General features: G+C 66.0%; 19 protein-coding genes. 12 read left to right on the forward strand and 7 right to left on the reverse strand.

The genetic code is table 11. From position 1 onward, the window contains the following. Window positions 1–5: 5 nt before the first annotated feature. Genes AC06E7_RS08185 through mmsB form a run of 4 tightly spaced genes read left to right on the forward strand, consistent with a single transcriptional unit; the run spans window position 6 to window position 4,016 of the window. Window positions 6–1,160, forward strand: a complete 1,155-nt coding sequence (locus AC06E7_RS08185; RefSeq protein ID WP_436305774.1) for an acyl-CoA dehydrogenase family protein — start codon at window positions 6–8, stop codon at window positions 1,158–1,160. After that, complete coding sequence (locus AC06E7_RS08190) at window positions 1,157–1,957, forward strand: enoyl-CoA hydratase (protein ID WP_426804810.1); 801 nt, start codon at window positions 1,157–1,159, stop codon at window positions 1,955–1,957. The genes AC06E7_RS08185 and AC06E7_RS08190 overlap by 4 nt, the downstream gene beginning before the upstream one ends. Then, window positions 1,954–3,129 (forward strand): enoyl-CoA hydratase/isomerase family protein, encoded by a 1,176-nt coding sequence (locus tag AC06E7_RS08195; protein WP_478064062.1) that lies wholly within the window; start codon window positions 1,954–1,956, stop codon window positions 3,127–3,129. Before AC06E7_RS08190 ends, AC06E7_RS08195 begins: the two co-directional genes overlap by 4 nt. Beyond that, window positions 3,126–4,016, forward strand: coding sequence for a 3-hydroxyisobutyrate dehydrogenase (mmsB, locus tag AC06E7_RS08200; protein ID WP_478064064.1), 891 nt, complete (start codon window positions 3,126–3,128; stop codon window positions 4,014–4,016). The genes AC06E7_RS08195 and mmsB overlap by 4 nt, the downstream gene beginning before the upstream one ends. Before the next feature lie 167 nt (window positions 4,017–4,183). On the opposite strand, the gene AC06E7_RS08205 is transcribed toward mmsB, so the two are convergent. Further along, window positions 4,184–4,609 (reverse strand): organic hydroperoxide resistance protein, encoded by a 426-nt coding sequence (locus AC06E7_RS08205; RefSeq protein ID WP_093535056.1) that lies wholly within the window; start codon window positions 4,607–4,609, stop codon window positions 4,184–4,186. 111 nt (window positions 4,610–4,720) lie between these two features. Between AC06E7_RS08205 and AC06E7_RS08210 the strand changes: the two genes are divergently transcribed. After that, on the forward strand, window positions 4,721–5,551 hold the full coding sequence (locus AC06E7_RS08210) for a cupin domain-containing protein (protein WP_478064067.1): 831 nt from the start codon (window positions 4,721–4,723) through the stop codon (window positions 5,549–5,551). On the opposite strand, the gene AC06E7_RS08215 is transcribed toward AC06E7_RS08210, so the two are convergent. Both AC06E7_RS08215 and AC06E7_RS08220 read right to left on the reverse strand, forming a co-directional pair. Next, complete coding sequence (locus tag AC06E7_RS08215) at window positions 5,544–6,002, reverse strand: hypothetical protein (RefSeq protein ID WP_217537597.1); 459 nt, start codon at window positions 6,000–6,002, stop codon at window positions 5,544–5,546. The two genes, AC06E7_RS08210 and AC06E7_RS08215, sit on opposite strands and share 8 nt — an antisense overlap. 186 nt (window positions 6,003–6,188) lie before the next feature. Next, window positions 6,189–7,145, reverse strand: a complete 957-nt coding sequence (locus AC06E7_RS08220; RefSeq protein WP_478064069.1) for a cation diffusion facilitator family transporter — start codon at window positions 7,143–7,145, stop codon at window positions 6,189–6,191. A 109-nt stretch (window positions 7,146–7,254) separates the two neighbouring features. Between AC06E7_RS08220 and AC06E7_RS08225 the strand changes: the two genes are divergently transcribed. Then, window positions 7,255–7,731 carry a hypothetical protein gene (locus AC06E7_RS08225; protein WP_478064071.1) on the forward strand — a complete coding sequence of 159 codons (477 nt, stop codon included), beginning with the start codon at window positions 7,255–7,257 and terminating at the stop codon, window positions 7,729–7,731. Between the two features lie 32 nt (window positions 7,732–7,763). Here the strand turns inward: AC06E7_RS08225 and AC06E7_RS08230 are convergent, their stop codons facing one another. Both AC06E7_RS08230 and AC06E7_RS08235 read right to left on the reverse strand, forming a co-directional pair. Beyond that, complete coding sequence (locus tag AC06E7_RS08230) at window positions 7,764–8,060, reverse strand: helix-turn-helix domain-containing protein (RefSeq protein ID WP_068848524.1); 297 nt, start codon at window positions 8,058–8,060, stop codon at window positions 7,764–7,766. 3 nt (window positions 8,061–8,063) lie between these two features. After that, on the reverse strand, window positions 8,064–8,378 hold the full coding sequence (locus AC06E7_RS08235) for a type II toxin-antitoxin system RelE/ParE family toxin (RefSeq protein ID WP_068848526.1): 315 nt from the start codon (window positions 8,376–8,378) through the stop codon (window positions 8,064–8,066). 139 nt (window positions 8,379–8,517) lie between these two features. On the opposite strand from AC06E7_RS08235, the gene dusA reads away from it, so the two are divergent. The 4 genes from dusA to AC06E7_RS08255 all read left to right on the forward strand — a co-directional run bounded on the left by dusA (window position 8,518) and on the right by AC06E7_RS08255 (window position 12,317). Further along, complete coding sequence (gene dusA / locus AC06E7_RS08240) at window positions 8,518–9,531, forward strand: tRNA dihydrouridine(20/20a) synthase DusA (protein WP_478064074.1); 1,014 nt, start codon at window positions 8,518–8,520, stop codon at window positions 9,529–9,531. A gap of 213 nt (window positions 9,532–9,744) precedes the next feature. After that, window positions 9,745–10,113 carry a hypothetical protein gene (locus AC06E7_RS08245; protein WP_478064076.1) on the forward strand — a complete coding sequence of 123 codons (369 nt, stop codon included), beginning with the start codon at window positions 9,745–9,747 and terminating at the stop codon, window positions 10,111–10,113. A 72-nt stretch (window positions 10,114–10,185) separates the two neighbouring features. Beyond that, entirely contained in the window at window positions 10,186–10,869 is a 684-nt protein-coding gene (locus tag AC06E7_RS08250) for a response regulator transcription factor (protein ID WP_004136763.1), read from the forward strand. A gap of 23 nt (window positions 10,870–10,892) precedes the next feature. Beyond that, window positions 10,893–12,317, forward strand: a complete 1,425-nt coding sequence (locus AC06E7_RS08255; RefSeq protein WP_068854505.1) for an ATP-binding protein — start codon at window positions 10,893–10,895, stop codon at window positions 12,315–12,317. A 134-nt stretch (window positions 12,318–12,451) separates the two neighbouring features. Here AC06E7_RS08255 and AC06E7_RS08260 read toward each other — a convergent pair whose 3' ends face one another. Both AC06E7_RS08260 and AC06E7_RS08265 read right to left on the reverse strand, forming a co-directional pair. Continuing rightward, the gene (locus AC06E7_RS08260) at window positions 12,452–13,249 is read right to left on the reverse strand and encodes a M90 family metallopeptidase (RefSeq protein ID WP_478064078.1); all 798 of its coding nucleotides are present in this window, start codon (window positions 13,247–13,249) and stop codon (window positions 12,452–12,454) included. Further along, on the reverse strand, window positions 13,216–13,488 hold the full coding sequence (locus AC06E7_RS08265; protein WP_068848566.1) for a hypothetical protein: 273 nt from the start codon (window positions 13,486–13,488) through the stop codon (window positions 13,216–13,218). The genes AC06E7_RS08260 and AC06E7_RS08265 overlap by 34 nt, the downstream gene beginning before the upstream one ends. Window positions 13,489–13,622: 134 nt before the next feature. On the opposite strand from AC06E7_RS08265, the gene birA reads away from it, so the two are divergent. Both birA and AC06E7_RS08275 read left to right on the forward strand, forming a co-directional pair. After that, a complete protein-coding gene (birA, locus tag AC06E7_RS08270) occupies window positions 13,623–14,588 on the forward strand; it encodes a bifunctional biotin--[acetyl-CoA-carboxylase] ligase/biotin operon repressor BirA (RefSeq protein WP_217537601.1) in 966 nt (321 codons plus the stop codon). Beyond that, window positions 14,585–15,322: a type III pantothenate kinase gene (locus tag AC06E7_RS08275; protein ID WP_478064081.1), complete on the forward strand. Its 738-nt coding sequence runs from the start codon at window positions 14,585–14,587 to the stop codon at window positions 15,320–15,322. The genes birA and AC06E7_RS08275 overlap by 4 nt, the downstream gene beginning before the upstream one ends.

The following is a 15,322-nucleotide window of genomic DNA, read 5'->3' on the forward strand; positions in this document are numbered from 1 at the left end:
ACTCGATGACGACGGAACTCGAAGAAGCGCAGCAGGCCTATAGAGAAGCCGCGCGTGATTTCGCCCAGGCCGAACTGGCGCCGCACGCCGCGCGATGGGATGCGGAGGGCATCTTTCCGCGCGAGGCGATCGCCAAGGCAGGGGAACTCGGGTTCTGTGGCTTGTACATGGATCCTGAAGTCGGTGGAAGCGGCCTGAGCCGTCTGGACGCCGCCGTCGTCATCGAGGAGCTCGCCAATGTGGATCCGTCCACGGCGGCCTATATCAGCATCCACAACATGGCCTCGTGGATGGTCAGCAGCTGGGGCCAGGAAGCGCTGCGCGCCGAGTGGGGCCAGGCGCTGTCTTCGGGCAGCAAGCTGGCCTCGTACTGCCTGACCGAACCGGGTGCCGGGTCGGACGCGGCCTCGCTGAAGACCAGTGCCGTGCGTGATGGCGACCATTACGTGCTCAATGGCGCCAAGGCGTTCATCTCCGGCGCCGGTGCCACCGAGCTGCTGGTGGTGATGGCGCGTACCGGCGGTCCCGGTGCCAGTGGTATCAGCGCGCTGGCCGTGCCGGCCGACCTGGCCGGCATCAGCTACGGCCGCAAGGAAGAGAAGATGGGCTGGAACAGCCAGCCCACCCGTGGCATCACCTTCGAAAACGTGCGCGTGCCGGTGGGCAACCTGCTGGGCGAAGAGGGCAGTGGCTTCAAGCTGGCCATGAAGGGCCTGGACGGCGGCCGCATCAACATCGCCGCCTGCTCGCTGGGCGCCGCGCAGGGCGCACTGGACGCCGCGCGCCGCTACATGGGCGAGCGCCGCCAGTTCGGCAAGCCGCTGGCCGATTTCCAGGCGCTGCAGTTCAAGCTGGCCGACATGGTCACCCAGCTGGTGGCCGCGCGGCAGATGGTGCACACCGCCGCGCGCAAGCTCGACGCCGGTGCCAGCGATGCCAACGTGTGGTGCGCGATGGCCAAGCGCTTCGCCACCGACGCCGGTTTCCAGGTCTGCAATGACGCGCTGCAGATCCACGGTGGCTACGGCTATATTCGTGAATACCCGATCGAACGCCTGCTGCGCGACAGCCGCGTTCATCAGATCCTGGAGGGCACCAACGAGATCATGCGTGTGATCGTGGCCCGCCACTTGCTCAACACCGATGAGGAACTGCGATGATGGATTGGCGCAAGCAGGAACACGTGGGCCTGAAGGTCGAGGCCGACGGCCACACCGCCGTGGTGACCCTGGACAACCCTCCGGCGCACACGTGGACCGTGCACAGCCTGTCGGCGCTGCGCGATCTGGTCGGTGCGCTCAACGCTGACACCAGCATCTACGCACTGGTGATCACCGGTGGCGGCGAGAAGTTCTTCTCGGCCGGCGCCGATCTCAAGCAGTTTGCCTCCGGCGACAAGGCGCTGGCCCGTGAGGCTGCGCGCCGTTTCGGTGAAGCGTTTGAAGCACTGTCCGGTTTCCGTGGCGTTTCGATTGCCGCCATCAACGGTTACGCCATGGGCGGCGGGTTGGAATGCGCGCTTGCCTGCGACCTGCGCATCATCGAAGAACACGCCCAGGTTGCGCTGCCGGAGGCCACTGTCGGCCTGTTGCCGTGCGCCGGCGGCACCCAGAACCTGCCCCGCCTGGTCGGCGAGGGCTGGGCCAAGCGGATGATCCTGCTGGGCGAACGCATCGACGCCGATACCGCCGTGCGGATTGGCCTGGCAGAAGAAAAAGTGGGCAAGGGCGAAGCCAAGGCGCTTGCCATCGAGTGGGCGAACAAGGCCGGCAAGCAAAGCCCGTCCAGCGTGGCGGCCTGCAAGACGCTGGTCCAGGCCACCCGCAGTGGCATCAGCCACGCCTCGGCCCTGGTCGCCGAGCGCGAGGCCTTCGTCGACCTGTTCGACCGCGCCGACCAGGGCGAGGGCGTCAACGCCTTCCTGGAAAAGCGCGCACCGCAGTGGAAGAACGCATGACCACGCCCGAGGCCAGCGTGGAGGCGCCGGTGCTGTTCGAAGAGCGCACCGCCGCCAACGGCACCCGCATCGGCATTGCCACGCTCAACGCCCCGCGCACTCTTAATGGCTTCTCGCTGCCAATGGCGCACCTGCTGCACGAGCGCCTGGGCGCCTGGGCCGCCGATGACGGCATCGCCCTGGTGGTGCTGCAGGGCGCGGGCGAGAAGGCGTTCTGCGCCGGTGGCGACCTGCACAGCCTGTACCAGAGCATGCGCGCCTACCGCGACGCCGGCGCGGACGATGTGCGCGACAACCACTACGCCTCCGAGTTCTTCGACGTGGAGTACCGCGTCGACTACGCCATCCATACCTACGCCAAGCCGATCCTGTGCTGGGGCCATGGCATCGTCATGGGCGGCGGTATCGGGCTGATGTCCGGTGCCAGCCACCGCGTGGTGAGCGAGCGCTCCAAGCTGGCGTTCCCGGAAATCACCGTGGGCCTGTTCCCGGACGTGGGTGGCAGCTGGCTGCTGCCGCGCGTACCGGGCAAGGCCGGCCTGTTCCTGGCCCTGACCGGCGCGCCGCTCAATGCCGGCGACGCCATCTATGCCGGCATGGCCGATATCCATATCGCCGAGGCCCAGCGCGCCGATGTATTCAACGCGCTGGCCGACGTGCACTGGAGTGCGGACGCCAAGCGCAACCACGAACAGCTCAGCACCCTGTTGCAGCAGCACGCCAGCGATGCCGCCACCGGTCCGCTGCTCCGCAACGCCGCGTTGATCGACACGCTGTGCGAGGGTAGCGATGTACCTGCGGTGGTGAACGCCATTGCTGCGTTGCAGACCGAAGACCCGTGGCTGCAGACCGCGCAGGCCACGCTCGCCGCCGGTGCCCCTGGTTCGGCGCGCCTGGCCTGGGAACTGCAGAAGCGCACCGCCGGTGCGTCGCTGGCCGACGTCTATCGCCTGGAGTACATCGCCGCGCTGCACTGCGCTGCCCACGGCGATTTCGCCGAAGGCATCCGCGCGCTGCTGATCGACAAGGACCGCACCCCGCACTGGCAGCCGCAGACGCTGGCTGAGGCCACGGTGGGCTGGGCCGACACCTTCTTCGCTTCGCCCTGGACAGCCGCCACGCACCCGCTGGCCGACCTGGGTGCCACTGTTCCTGAAAGGAGCTACGCATGAGCCGTATTGCATTCATCGGGTTGGGCAACATGGGCGGCCCGATGGCCGCCAACCTGGCCAAGGCCGGCCACGCCGTGCGCGTGTTCGACCTGGTGCCGGCCGCCGTGCAGGCCGCCGTCGACGCCGGTGCCACCGCCGCCAGCTCCGCGCTGGACACGCTGACCGATGCCGAAGTGGTCATCTCGATGCTGCCCGCCAGCCGCCACGTCGAAGGCGTGTACCTGGGCGAGGACGGCCTGCTGGCCGACATCCCCGGCGGCGCGCTGGTGATCGACTGCAGCACGATCGCGCCCGCCACCGCGCGCAAGGTGTCCGAAGCGGCGGCCGCACGCGGCCTGCAGATGCTCGATGCCCCGGTCTCCGGCGGCACCGCCGGTGCCCAGGCCGGCACCCTCACCTTCATCGTCGGCGGCGAAAGCGATGCGCTCGAACGCGCGCGCCCGCTGCTGCAGGCGATGGGCAAGAACATCTTCCACGTGGGTGCCAGCGGCGCCGGCCAGGTGGCCAAGCTGTGCAACAACATGGCGCTGGGCGTGATCATGGCCGTGACCGGCGAATCGATCGCGCTGGGCGTGGCCCATGGCCTGGACCCGAAGGTGTTGTCGCAGATGATGGCGGTCAGCACCGGCCGCAGCTGGGCCACCGAAGTCTGCAACCCGTGGCCGGGCGTGCTGGAAAATGCGCCGGCTTCGCGCGGCTACAGCGGCGGCTTCGGCAGCGATTTGATGCTCAAGGACATGGGCCTGGCCGTGGAAGCGGCGATGAGCGTAGGCGCCTCGATCCCGCTGGGCGAACTGGCCCGCAACCTGTACTCGATGAACCACCAGGCAGGCCGCGGCAAGCTGGACTTCTCCAGCGTCGTACAGCTGGTAATCCCGGAAAAATAACGGGAACAACGAATGCATCCCGGAAACGGGATCCACCGCGGTGGGATGGGCGGATGCACGGTCAACGCGACCGGCATCCGCCCATTTTTTTCGTCACGACCAACGGCCATGACCCACCGACGTGTTGACCGCGGTAGGTGCCGACCGTTGGTCGGCACACACTCCCATCAAACGATGGTCAGCGTCACATCAATATTGCCGCGCGTCGCATTCGAATACGGGCACACGATGTGCGCCTTCTGCACCAGCTCTTCCACCTGCTCACGCGGCAGGCCCGGCACGCTGATCTGCAGTTCCACTTCGATACCGAAGCCGGTAGGAATCTGGCCGATGCCAACGTTGCCGGTGATGCTGGTCTCGGCCGGCAGCGCGACCTTGGCCTGCCCGGCGACGTACTTCAGCGCACCCAGGAAGCAGGCCGAATAGCCGGCAGCAAACAGCTGCTCCGGGTTGGTGCCCGGGCCGCCGGCGCCGCCCAGCTCGCGCGGGGTGGACAGCTGCACGTCCAGCACGTTATCCGACGAGGTGGCGTGGCCTTCGCGGCCGCCCGTGGCGGTGGCGTGTGCGGTGTAGAGAACCTTTTCAATCGACATGGGAATGCTCCTGGCTGTGAATGGGGTGGACCGGTTGGTGAGGTGTACTGTGCGCCTCCAAGGCGGACGTGTGGCAACATAAGGTCAAGAAAACTTGATCTGGAGTCCGAGATGGTCGACCGACTGCAATCCCTGCTCGGCCGCTTTGCGGTCAATGCCGAAGTCTTCCATGCCGGCGCGTTGTGCGGCATCAACGACCTGGCCGCCGACGGCGAGCGCGGCCAGCTGCACCTGATCCGCGATGGCCAGGTCCGGGTCGAGCATGCCGACGGCAGCGTCATCGAGATCGCCGAGCCCAGCGTGCTGGTATATCCACGCCCGCTCGCCCACCGCTTCGTCACCGACCCGGACACCGGCGCCGACTTCGCCTGCGCCCACCTCCAGTTCGAAGGCGGCGGCAATAACCCCGTCTCCGCCGCGCTGCCACCGGTGATCTGCCTGCCGCTCGCCGAACTGTACGGTGGCCAGCCGATCCTCTCGGTGCTGTTCGAAGAAGCCTTCGCCCAGCGCTGCGGCCGCCAGGCCCTGCTCGACCGGTTGTTCGAAGTGGTGATGATCCAGATCCTGCGCGCGCTGATGGAAAGCGGCCAGCTGCGCGTCGGCCTGCTCGCCGGCATGGCACACCCGCGCCTGCGCCACGCCCTGGTGGCCATGCACGAAGAACCCGCGCAGGAATGGACCCTCGAATCGCTCGCCCAGCGCGCCGGCATGTCGCGCAGCGCGTTTGCCGACAGCTTCCGCGACACCATCGGCAGCACCCCCGGCCACTACCTGCAGGGCTGGCGCACGCGCCTGGTGCAACAGGCGCTGCGAAAGGGCCAACCGCTAAAGCGGATCGCGATTGATGTGGGCTACGGCAGTGAAGCGGCGCTGTCGCGCGCGTTCAAGTCGCAGACCGGGCAATCGCCGCGGCAGTGGAAGCAGGGCGTGCACACTACCTGACGTTGAGGGGATCATCGCCCTTGCGGTAGGAGTAGCCAACCATTTCCCAACGTCCGCCGTGGCCCGTCGATGGTTCAGTCCAGCGATAACTCCACGTCTGCGTGGTTCCGTCTGGAAGGGTGTTTTCCACGTTGTACTCTTCGCCCTGTGAACCCTTCTCCGGCAAGCCGCCGGGAGGCGCGGAGGTTTCCGAGCTCGACCGACGTGTACGAGTAAACTTCTTGACCTGCTCAACAGTTACCCGTCCGTTGCGTCCGATTGGGCTTCGGTCGGGAGAATGCGCGGCAACCCAGTCAAGCACCCTGAGGCCTTCCGCTTCATGTGCTTCCCACGACTGGTTGACGACAACAATGGTCGGCGACCGGGTGTCCGCATGCGCTGAAGAGGCAGGCGTGCCGGCGATGAAAACCGCCAGGGCCGCCGCAGCAAGGGTTGGAATTCCATTCTTCATTGATCAAGGTCCTTTCGTCTACGCGCAACGGAACACCCGCTGCGCGCGCCGCCGTCAGGCGGGCTGCGAGAACCGTAATTCACTGCGTCTTTCAAGCCCAATGCAACGTTTAGATCGGCAGTGCGCTTTGATTCAATGAAACCTATCGTGATGAATGTTCCGTTACACGCGTCACAAGCAGACTCGTCAGATCGTCCATTCGCGATCAGTAGTAAACATGATCGTCAGCCATCGGTCGGTCGATTCCTCGCCCAACGCTTCACCAATCTCGTCGCGCAGCTGGTCCCATTCGACCAGTGGGCGCGGCGGGTCGTTCGCCGGCACCACGAAGAACAGTTCGATCTGATCGCCACGGCCCACCTTGGCCACGTAGCTGCGATGTTCGATGAAGCGGTACTTGGCGACAATTTCACGTGCAACCTCATCTACATGCGCCTGCAGCTCAACCGGGGTGATCAGCAGGATGTCCGACAGCGCCTGCCGCACGGTGCCAAGTGGCGCGACCACGACGAACAGGCACACCACCAGCAGGATGGCCGGATCAATGTAGGGCACCAGCCACGCCCACTCCGTGCCGCGCAGCAGCCATCCGCCGACGAAGGCGACCAGGTAGGCGGCCGACATGCTCGCGGCCACGACCCAGTTCTTCGCGTCGAGCGCAATGAACTCCGAGCCGATCGAGCGGTTGGCGCGGCGCACGAACAGCGCCAGGCCGCTTTCGATGATGATGGAAATCACCGCGAACACGATTGCAGGCCCCAGCGCGATCTCGCGCCCACCGGACATCAATGCGTCCACCGCATTGACCGCTGCATACAAGGCCGCGCCAATCATCAGCGTGCCGCTGACACCGAGTACGATGGGTTCCAGGTGCCAGAAGCCCATGGTGAAGCGCTGGTTCAAGCGGGACTGCAATGCATCCACGTTGGTGGACATGCTGATCAACCGCACCACCAGCAGCGACATCCAGGTCATCACCACATCGATCAGGCCATAGATGCCGTCAAAGATGATCAGCGAGGAGTTGGCGAACAAGCCAAACGCGACGGCGATTGCCGCAACGCCGAACGAGGCTGCGATTGACAGGCGCAGGACCCCTTGTTCGGTGGTGCTGTCGAAGCTGGAAGGGTGAAAAAGGCTCATGGTGAGTTCGGGGAAATCCTAGCGGGATCCGTGACGGCCATTGGAGAGCCAAGGGCGACTTGGGCAGTAGATTGCCCTTCTTTGGTCACGCAATCCAAGGTGAACTTCAATGCTTCCATTCTTCAGGGGAATCTTCGTAGCTGCTTCGTGGGTGGCCGTCACCGCGATCCCGGTTTCGGTTCAAGCGGCATCGGAGATGCCTGAAAACGTCCAGGCCATGTCGTTCAAGGTATCGATAAACGGAAGGGAAGTGATGGCCCCCATCCTGGGGATGCCAACCGCTGGCCGTGCCGAAGTATCGATCGGCTCAAGTGAGAGGGATGGCTATACGCTCGGGGTAAACGTCATGAAAGCGGACCAGTCCACCGAGCTGCTTCCGTTGAAAGTACGGCTGGAGCTATGGAGAGGTTCTTCGCACAACGGCAAGCTGATGCTTGACCGGGTAATGGAGGTGACAGCCCATGACCCGACCAGCGCACCGCGTAGCGTTGAGGCCGTCTACGGGTGGGGAGGAGTCCGCGAGCACATCCAGATTGAGCTTGTCGCATTGGGCACCCGGCGTGCGGGCGATTGGCAAAACCCCTGATTCAAGAGAATGACCGGCCACCGGGCGAGGAATCAACCCGCCTCCGCCAGCACCCGAAGCGTCTCCTTGGGATTCTTCATGATGACGTGGAGCAGGGCACGTGCCGGACCCGTGGGGTCCCGCCGCCCCTGTTCCCAGTTTCGCAGCGTGCCAACGTCCACGTGGATGATGCGCGCGAATTTCTGCTGCGACAGCCCCGTCGCTCGGCGAATCTCGCGAACTTGCACGGGGCTGACATGGAGCTCACGCGACGGTACCTGATTACCCTTCAGGATCTCATCGGCCTCAGCCACGCTTCCCATCAGTTCGGCAAAAAGGGTGTTGTCCATGGCTCACTTCCAGTTCTCAATGATGGATCGGAGTGCGATCTTCTGTTCTGCGGTCAGCGCGTCCTGAACATTCTTTGGGTACACCAGAAGCAGGATGATCCGGGACGAAGGGGCGATGTAGTAGTAGATGACCCTCGCACCGCCACGCTTCCCACGTCCTGGGATTCCCAAGCGAACCTTGCGCAGCCCACCGGTTCCCTCAATTACATCTCCCACCAGCGGCGACGCGGCCAACTCAAGCTGGAACCTGGCGTAGTCGTCGTCAGGCATCAGTCCTTTGATCGCGCGGGTAAAGGTGGGCGTTTCAATGAAGAGCATAACGCACGGTACGCCAATGGCGCACATACGTCATTGACGTACGTTCAGCTTTTGGATGTCGGCCGTGGCGTTCAGTCGATCGGTGTAAACTATTGATCGCGCTGGTAAACCCAGCACTTCCCAGCCTGATCCGATACCCATGACCCAGCCTGCCACCCCTGCAGACCGCTACGCCGCTTCCGTGCGCCTGTCCGTCGCCCCCATGATGGACTGGACGGACCGTCATTGCCGCGTGTTCCACCGGCTGCTGGCCCCGGGTGCGCGGCTGTACACGGAAATGGTGCACGCCAACGCCGTGATCCACGGCGACCGGGAGCGCCTGCTCGGCTTCGATGGCAGCGAACAGCCGCTGGCCGCGCAGCTCGGCGGCAGCGATCCGGCCCTGCTCGCTCAGGCCGCGCAGATTGCCCAGGACTGGGGCTACGACGAGGTCAACCTCAACTGCGGCTGCCCCTCTGATCGGGTCCAAGCCGGCCGCTTCGGCGCCTGCCTGATGCGCGAGCCCACCTTGGTGGCGGAGTGCGTGGCGGCCATGGTCGGCGCGGTGAAAATCCCGGTCACGGTGAAGTGCCGGTTGGGCGTGGATGACGACAACGACTACGAAAGCTTCCTGAACTTCGTCGATCAATCGGCCAACGCCGGCAGCGCGATGTTCATCGTGCACGCCCGCAACGCGTGGCTGAAGGGTCTGTCGCCGAAGGAAAACCGCGAAGTGCCGCCGCTGCGCTATGACTGGGCGCACCGGCTCAAGGCCGACCGCCCGCAGCTGCAGATCGTGCTCAACGGCGGCCTGGCCACGGTGGAGGCTGCCCAGGCCCAGCTGCCCGCGCTGGACGGCGTGATGCTGGGCCGCGCGGCCTACCACGACCCCTACGTGCTGCATCAGCTGGAGGCTGCGCAGACCGGTGCTGCACTGCAGCCGCGCGAGGCGCTGCTGCGCGCCATGCGCCCCTATATCGAGGCCCAGCTGGCCGGTGGGCTGGCGCTGAAGCACATCACCCGCCACCTGCTGGGCCTGTTCCACGGGCAGCCCGGTGGCCGCGCCTTCCGCCAGGTGCTGAGCGAGGGCGCGCACCGCCCCGGTGCCGATTGGAGTCTGATCGAGCAGGCCCTGACCATCACCCGCGACCAGGCAGAACGCGTCGCAGCGTGAACCGCGTCTCAGACCGCGCTTGACATCGGGCGACAAGTAGCCGTCAATGTTCACCTAGATGAACAAAGCGATGCGGCGGTCAGAAAAGTTCAGACCGGATTCACTGCGTAAAACCAAGAATTTGCAAAAGATTCGTAAAGTGCCGGCCCAGGCTGGCGGCTGCCGATTCACAACTTTTGAACGTTTTGACGCGCTCCGCTAGGATCAGACCTGATGTCATCCGTAACCCGCCACCGCCGTCTTGCCGTTGTCGCCCTGCTGGCGAGCGGTGCCGTTGCTGCCATTGGCAGTGCCGGCGCCCAGGCCCCCCAGCCGGATCCGGCCCGGGCCGAGATGGTGCGGGCCTCGCGTGGTGCCCCGCCGGAACGCTCCCTGTCCGACGCCGTGCGCCGGGTCCAGCGGACCACCGGTGGACACATCCTCGGCGCCGAACGGGTGCCCTTCGATGGCCGGGACATCAACCGGGTGAAATACATGGATGACAGGGGGCGCGTCCGCTACATGGACGATCCGGCCCAGCCGCGTTCACAGCCCCGCACGCCGCGTTCGGATATGTCATCACTACGCGGCGATAACCCCTGAACGGGGATAGTTGTCCGCAGTCATCTGTTAGCCACTGGCCCCAGGCCACACCCAGGACACTAGGGAGAGTTCATGCGTATCCTTCTGGTCGAAGACGAAGCCCCGCTGCGGGAAACCCTTGCAGCCCGGCTCAAGCGCGAAGGCTTTGCCGTCGATGCCGCACAGGACGGTGAGGAAGGTCTGTACATGGGCCGCGAAGTGCCGTTCGACGTCGGCATCATCGATCTGGGTCTGCCCAAGATGTCGGGCATGGAACTGATCAAGGCGCTGCGCGACGAGGGCAAGAAGTTCCCCGTGCTGATCCTTACCGCCCGCTCTAGCTGGCAGGACAAGGTCGAAGGGCTCAAGCAGGGCGCCGACGATTACCTCGTCAAGCCGTTCCACGTCGAAGAGCTGCTGGCACGCGTCAACGCGCTGCTGCGCCGTGCGGCGGGCTGGAGCAAGCCGACGCTCGAGTGCGGTCCGGTTGCGCTGGATCTTGCCGCGCAGACCGTCAGCGTTGCCGGCAGCAACGTGGACCTCACCAGCTACGAGTACAAGGTGCTGGAATACCTGATGATGCATGCCGGTGAACTGGTCTCCAAGGCCGACCTCACCGAACACATCTATCAGCAGGATTTCGACCGCGACTCGAACGTGCTGGAAGTGTTCATCGGCCGCCTGCGCAAGAAGCTGGATCCGGACGGCGAACTCAAGCCGATCGAAACCGTGCGTGGCCGCGGCTACCGCTTCGCGATTCCGCGCAACGAGGGCTGAGCCGTTAGTCCGGCGATGGGATGATGTCAGGCCGTCTGTGGTTCTTTAAACGCTGGCGGCCGCGCTCCCTGCAGGCACGGCAGCTGCTGGCCGCCAGTGTGAGCCTGCTCGCCTTCCTGGCGATTGCAGGCTACGCGCTGGATGCCGCGTTCGCCGATACGGCGCGCGCCAACCTGCGCGAGCGCCTGAAAAACTATGCCACCGCCTACGCGGCCGGCATCGACTTCACCCGCGACCGCTCGCTGTACATCCGCGAGCAACCGCCGGATCCGCGTTTCGACGTGCCTGGTAGCGGCCTGTACCTGCAGGTCGTCATGCCCGACGGCAAGGGCAACTCCATGTCCGCCGAAGGCCCGATGCTGCCCACCGTGGGCGGCAAGCTGCTGGCCCCGCGCCAGGAAGTCTTCGAAGGCCCGCTGCCGATGATCCAGATCGACGGCAGCCAGGGCTCGGTGTACCGCTATGGCCTGGGCCTGGTGTGGGATGCCGACGCTGACCCCGCCACCGAGTTCCCGTACACCATCTACGTGATGGAAGACTCGCGCGCGCTCGGTGCGCAGCTGCGCGTGTTCCGCGGCCGGGTGTGGTTCTGGATGGGCGGCGCGGGGCTGATCCTGCTGCTGTTGCAGACCGTCATCCTGCAATGGAGCCTGCGCCCGATGCGGCGGGTGATCACCGAGCTGACCAAAGTGCAGCGCGGCGAAACCGAGCGCATGAGCGAACGCCACCCGCGTGAGCTGGAACCGCTCACCGACAGCATCAACGCCTTCATCGAAAGCGAGCGCGAGAATCTCGAGCGCCAGCGCAACACCCTGGCCGATCTGGCGCACAGCCTGAAAACGCCGTTGGCGGTGCTGCGCACGCAGCTCGACAGTGGCGCGGCCGACCAGGACCTGCGCCAGGAATTCGATGTGCAGCTGCGCCGCATGAACAACCTGGTGTCCTACCAGCTGGCGCGTGCGGCATCGTCGGGCCACAAGCTGTTCTCGGCGCCGTTGCCGATCGAGTCCAACGCCGAGGAAATCGTGCGCGGGCTGGAGAAGGTGTACGCCTCCAAGGGCGTGCTGTGCGAATTCGACATCGACGACGGCGCGCGCTTCCATGGCGAGCCGGGCGACCTGCAGGAGCTGCTGGGCAACCTGCTGGAGAACGCCTTCAAGTGGGCCAACCGCCGCGTGCTGCTCACCGCCAAGCCGTTCAGCGCGCCGGGCATGCGTCGCGCCGGTCTGGTGCTGTCGGTGGACGACGATGGCCCGGGCATCGCCCCGGACGACATCGCCAAGGTGCTGCAGCGTGGCGTGCGCGGCGACGAACGCGTGCAGGGCCACGGCATCGGCCTGTCGATCGTGCAGGACCTGATCAAGGACTACCGCGGCGAACTGCAGGTCAAGCGTTCGCCGGAACTGGGTGGCGCGCGGTTTGAAGTGAAGTTGCCGCCCGGGCCGTAAGTCCAGAGCGTACCGACCAACGGTCGGTACCTACCCGCATGGCCGTTTCCGGTAGGTACCGACCGTTGGTCGGTACGCCTTCCAGGTAGGTACCGACTGTTAGTCGGTACGCCTTCCCAGGTAGGTACCGACTGTTAGTCGGTACGACGCCCAACCGAAGGCGGCGCCCCATAAAACCGCCTCAAATGCCCGGCCACAACCGGCATCTCCGCTTCCAGCACATCCGGCGCCGAGAAGTGATACTCGGTCGCCACCGCAAAGAACTCATCCGGCGCTTCGGCCGCATACGGATCAATCACCGTCTCCACCCCGGCATCCACCTGCGCGCACAGCGCATCGAATGCCTGCTGGAAATCGGCGGCCCACTGCTGCTGCCACGCACGCGGCAGCGGCGGGGTGCCATCAAGCACGCCATCGAGCACATCGATGCGGTGCGCCATCTCATGCACCACAACGCACGCCCCTTCGTGGGGATGCTCCAGTTCGGCCTGCACGTCATGCCAGGACAGCAGCAGCGGGCCGTTGTGCGACACCTGGCCGATCGCTTCCTCTTCCCACTCGTGCAGCACCCCGTCTTCGTCCATCTCGCTCTGCGGCACGATGAAGCCCTCGGGGTACACCAGCACCTGCGACCAGCCGCGCGATCCCACCTCGCCCAGTTCCAGCAGCGGCAGGCAGCACAGCGCGGCAATCAGCACCGCGTCATCGTCACCCAGCTGCAGCCCGCCAATGGGGGTAATGGTCTTGTCGTGCAGGAATGCGGCGGACAGTACACGCAGGCGCTGCACACGTTCGGGCGGCAGGCCGCGCAGCCACGCGGTGCGCTGGCAGGTGCGTTGCCAGGCGGAATCAGGAATCGGGCGCGGTGACGAGCGCAGCCAGCGCAACAACGACTGGATCAGCGGAACATGCCCGGCAGGAAGCTGTGCCATTTCGGCGCACGCAGGCGCGGCAACACATCGTCGTCGCCGCCACCGCCGGTGCTGCCTGGTGCGGTTGCGCTCGGCTTGACCGTGGTCGGTGCGGTGCTGGTCGGCGTGGTCGCCGGGGCCGCGCGCTCTTCAGCTGCCGAATATACGCAGCCACCCCGGCCCGAGCTGGTCAGCGCATCGGAAGCGTGCGCGGCCATCGGGGCCAACAGCAGGAGCAGGCAATGGGCGAACGGGCGCATCGTCAACATCCGGAAGGGCGAAGGGGGTCAATCTTCGATTCTAGCCCGATTCACTGTCTCAATTGGAAGCCCCCGGGCGGGCGCTGTCCGGCGCTTTCCCGCATACTTTTGCCGATCAACCGATGGAAGCTGCCGTGGACGACCGCCAACTGCTGGCCAAACTGGGCGCCGGGCGACTGTCCGGCGACGCGCTGGCCCGCGAGCTGGGCCAGACCCGTGCCGCAATTTGGAAGCGAATTCAAGGGCTTAGAGCGGCAGGCATCGAAATAGATGGCCGCGCCGGCGATGGCTACCAGCTGCAGCAGCACCTGGATCTGCTTGAAGCCGAGGCCATTACGACCCAGCTCCCCCCTGCGCTGAAGCCGCTGCTGGACACCCTCGAGGTGGCCTGGACCGTCGGTTCCACGAATACAGAATTGTTGCGGTGCAGCGCGCCAGAGCGCGGCGCGCGGGTGCTGCTGGCCGAACGCCAGACCGGCGGCCGTGGCCGTCGCGGCCGGGCCTGGGCCTCGCCGCTGGCCGCGCACGTGTACCTGTCGGTACTGCGCGGCTTCGCGGGCGGGCTGTCGCGGCTGGGCGGGCTGAGCCTGGTTGCGGGCGTTGCGGTGGCCGAAGCGCTGCGCGCGCATGGCGTTGCCAACGTGGGCCTGAAGTGGCCCAACGACATCGTGGTGGACGGGCAGAAGCTCGGCGGCCTGCTGGTCGAAGGCGGCGGCGAGTTCGCCGGCCCGGCGCGCGCGGTGATCGGGCTGGGCATCAATGTGCGCATGCCGGCCGCGTTCGCCACCGGAATCACCCAGCCGTGGACCGATCTGGCCGCGCTGCTGGGCAACGACATCGAACGCAACGCAGTGGTGGCCTGGCTGCTGGCGGCCCTGCTGCCGGCCTTGGAAGCCTTCGAGCGCGACGGCCTGGCCCCGTTCCTGCCGCGCTATGCCGCGTTGGACAGCCTGGCCGGACGCACGGTGCGGGTGGACGATGGTGGCGTGATGCATGAAGGGCAGGCGCTGGGGCTGGCCGACGATGGCGCGCTGCGGGTGCGTATCGACGGCAGCGAACGGGTGTTCCATGCCGGGGAAGTCAGCGTGAGGGCGCAATGAGCGATTGGTTGTTCGACCTGGGGAATTCGCGGTTCAAGTTCGCACCGCTGCAGGGCATCCGCGCGGGCGATGTGCAGGCCTGGCGGCATGGCGCCGAAGCGATGCCGGCCGATGCGCTGGCGCAGCTGCCCAGCGGTGACACCGCCTACGTGGCCAGCGTGGCCGCCGCGGCGCTCACCACCAGCATGCTCGAGGTGCTGCGCGCTCGCTTTACCCACGTTCGCGTGGCAACCACCGAAGCCAGCTGCGCCGGCGTGCGCATCGCCTATGCCGATCCGTCGAAGTTCGGGGTGGACCGTTATCTGGCGCTGATCGCCGCCGCCGAACGACACGAAGCCGTGGTCGTGGCCGGTGTCGGCACCGCGCTCACCATCGACCTGCTTGATGCCGATGGCCAGCATCACGGCGGCCGCATCGCTGCCTCGCCGACCACCATGCGCGAAGCCTTGCATGCACGCGCGGTGCAGCTGCCCGCGCACGGTGGCGACTACAGCGAGTTCGCCAACGACACCGCCGACGCCCTCGCGTCGGGCTGCGATGGCGCAGCCGTCGCGTTGATCGAACGCAGCCGCGTGCAGGCCGCCACCGTGTTGGGCAGGGTGCCGGCGTTGCTGGTGCATGGCGGTGGCGCACCGGCGCTGATGCCGTTGCTCGCCGATGCACAGTTCCAGCCGGCGCTGGTGCTCGATGGTCTCGCGCGCTGGGCGGTGCACCAGCCACCGGCGTCGCGGTAG

This window comes from Stenotrophomonas sp. Steno-Z4 (assembly GCF_056393145.1).

Coding starts and splice junctions, on each gene's coding strand:
- AC06E7_RS08185 (WP_436305774.1), top strand. CDS start 6: ATGACGACGGAACTCGAAGAAGCGCAGCAGGCCTATAGAGAAGCCGCG.
- AC06E7_RS08190 (WP_426804810.1), top strand. CDS start 1,157: ATGATGGATTGGCGCAAGCAGGAACACGTGGGCCTGAAGGTCGAGGCC.
- AC06E7_RS08195 (WP_478064062.1), top strand. CDS start 1,954: ATGACCACGCCCGAGGCCAGCGTGGAGGCGCCGGTGCTGTTCGAAGAG.
- mmsB (WP_478064064.1), top strand. CDS start 3,126: ATGAGCCGTATTGCATTCATCGGGTTGGGCAACATGGGCGGCCCGATG.
- AC06E7_RS08205 (WP_093535056.1), bottom strand. CDS start 4,609: ATGTCGATTGAAAAGGTTCTCTACACCGCACACGCCACCGCCACGGGC.
- AC06E7_RS08210 (WP_478064067.1), top strand. CDS start 4,721: ATGGTCGACCGACTGCAATCCCTGCTCGGCCGCTTTGCGGTCAATGCC.
- AC06E7_RS08215 (WP_217537597.1), bottom strand. CDS start 6,002: ATGAAGAATGGAATTCCAACCCTTGCTGCGGCGGCCCTGGCGGTTTTC.
- AC06E7_RS08220 (WP_478064069.1), bottom strand. CDS start 7,145: ATGAGCCTTTTTCACCCTTCCAGCTTCGACAGCACCACCGAACAAGGG.
- AC06E7_RS08225 (WP_478064071.1), top strand. CDS start 7,255: ATGCTTCCATTCTTCAGGGGAATCTTCGTAGCTGCTTCGTGGGTGGCC.
- AC06E7_RS08230 (WP_068848524.1), bottom strand. CDS start 8,060: ATGGACAACACCCTTTTTGCCGAACTGATGGGAAGCGTGGCTGAGGCC.
- AC06E7_RS08235 (WP_068848526.1), bottom strand. CDS start 8,378: ATGCTCTTCATTGAAACGCCCACCTTTACCCGCGCGATCAAAGGACTG.
- dusA (WP_478064074.1), top strand. CDS start 8,518: ATGACCCAGCCTGCCACCCCTGCAGACCGCTACGCCGCTTCCGTGCGC.
- AC06E7_RS08245 (WP_478064076.1), top strand. CDS start 9,745: ATGTCATCCGTAACCCGCCACCGCCGTCTTGCCGTTGTCGCCCTGCTG.
- AC06E7_RS08250 (WP_004136763.1), top strand. CDS start 10,186: ATGCGTATCCTTCTGGTCGAAGACGAAGCCCCGCTGCGGGAAACCCTT.
- AC06E7_RS08255 (WP_068854505.1), top strand. CDS start 10,893: ATGTCAGGCCGTCTGTGGTTCTTTAAACGCTGGCGGCCGCGCTCCCTG.
- AC06E7_RS08260 (WP_478064078.1), bottom strand. CDS start 13,249: ATGGCACAGCTTCCTGCCGGGCATGTTCCGCTGATCCAGTCGTTGTTG.
- AC06E7_RS08265 (WP_068848566.1), bottom strand. CDS start 13,488: ATGCGCCCGTTCGCCCATTGCCTGCTCCTGCTGTTGGCCCCGATGGCC.
- AC06E7_RS08275 (WP_478064081.1), top strand. CDS start 14,585: ATGAGCGATTGGTTGTTCGACCTGGGGAATTCGCGGTTCAAGTTCGCA.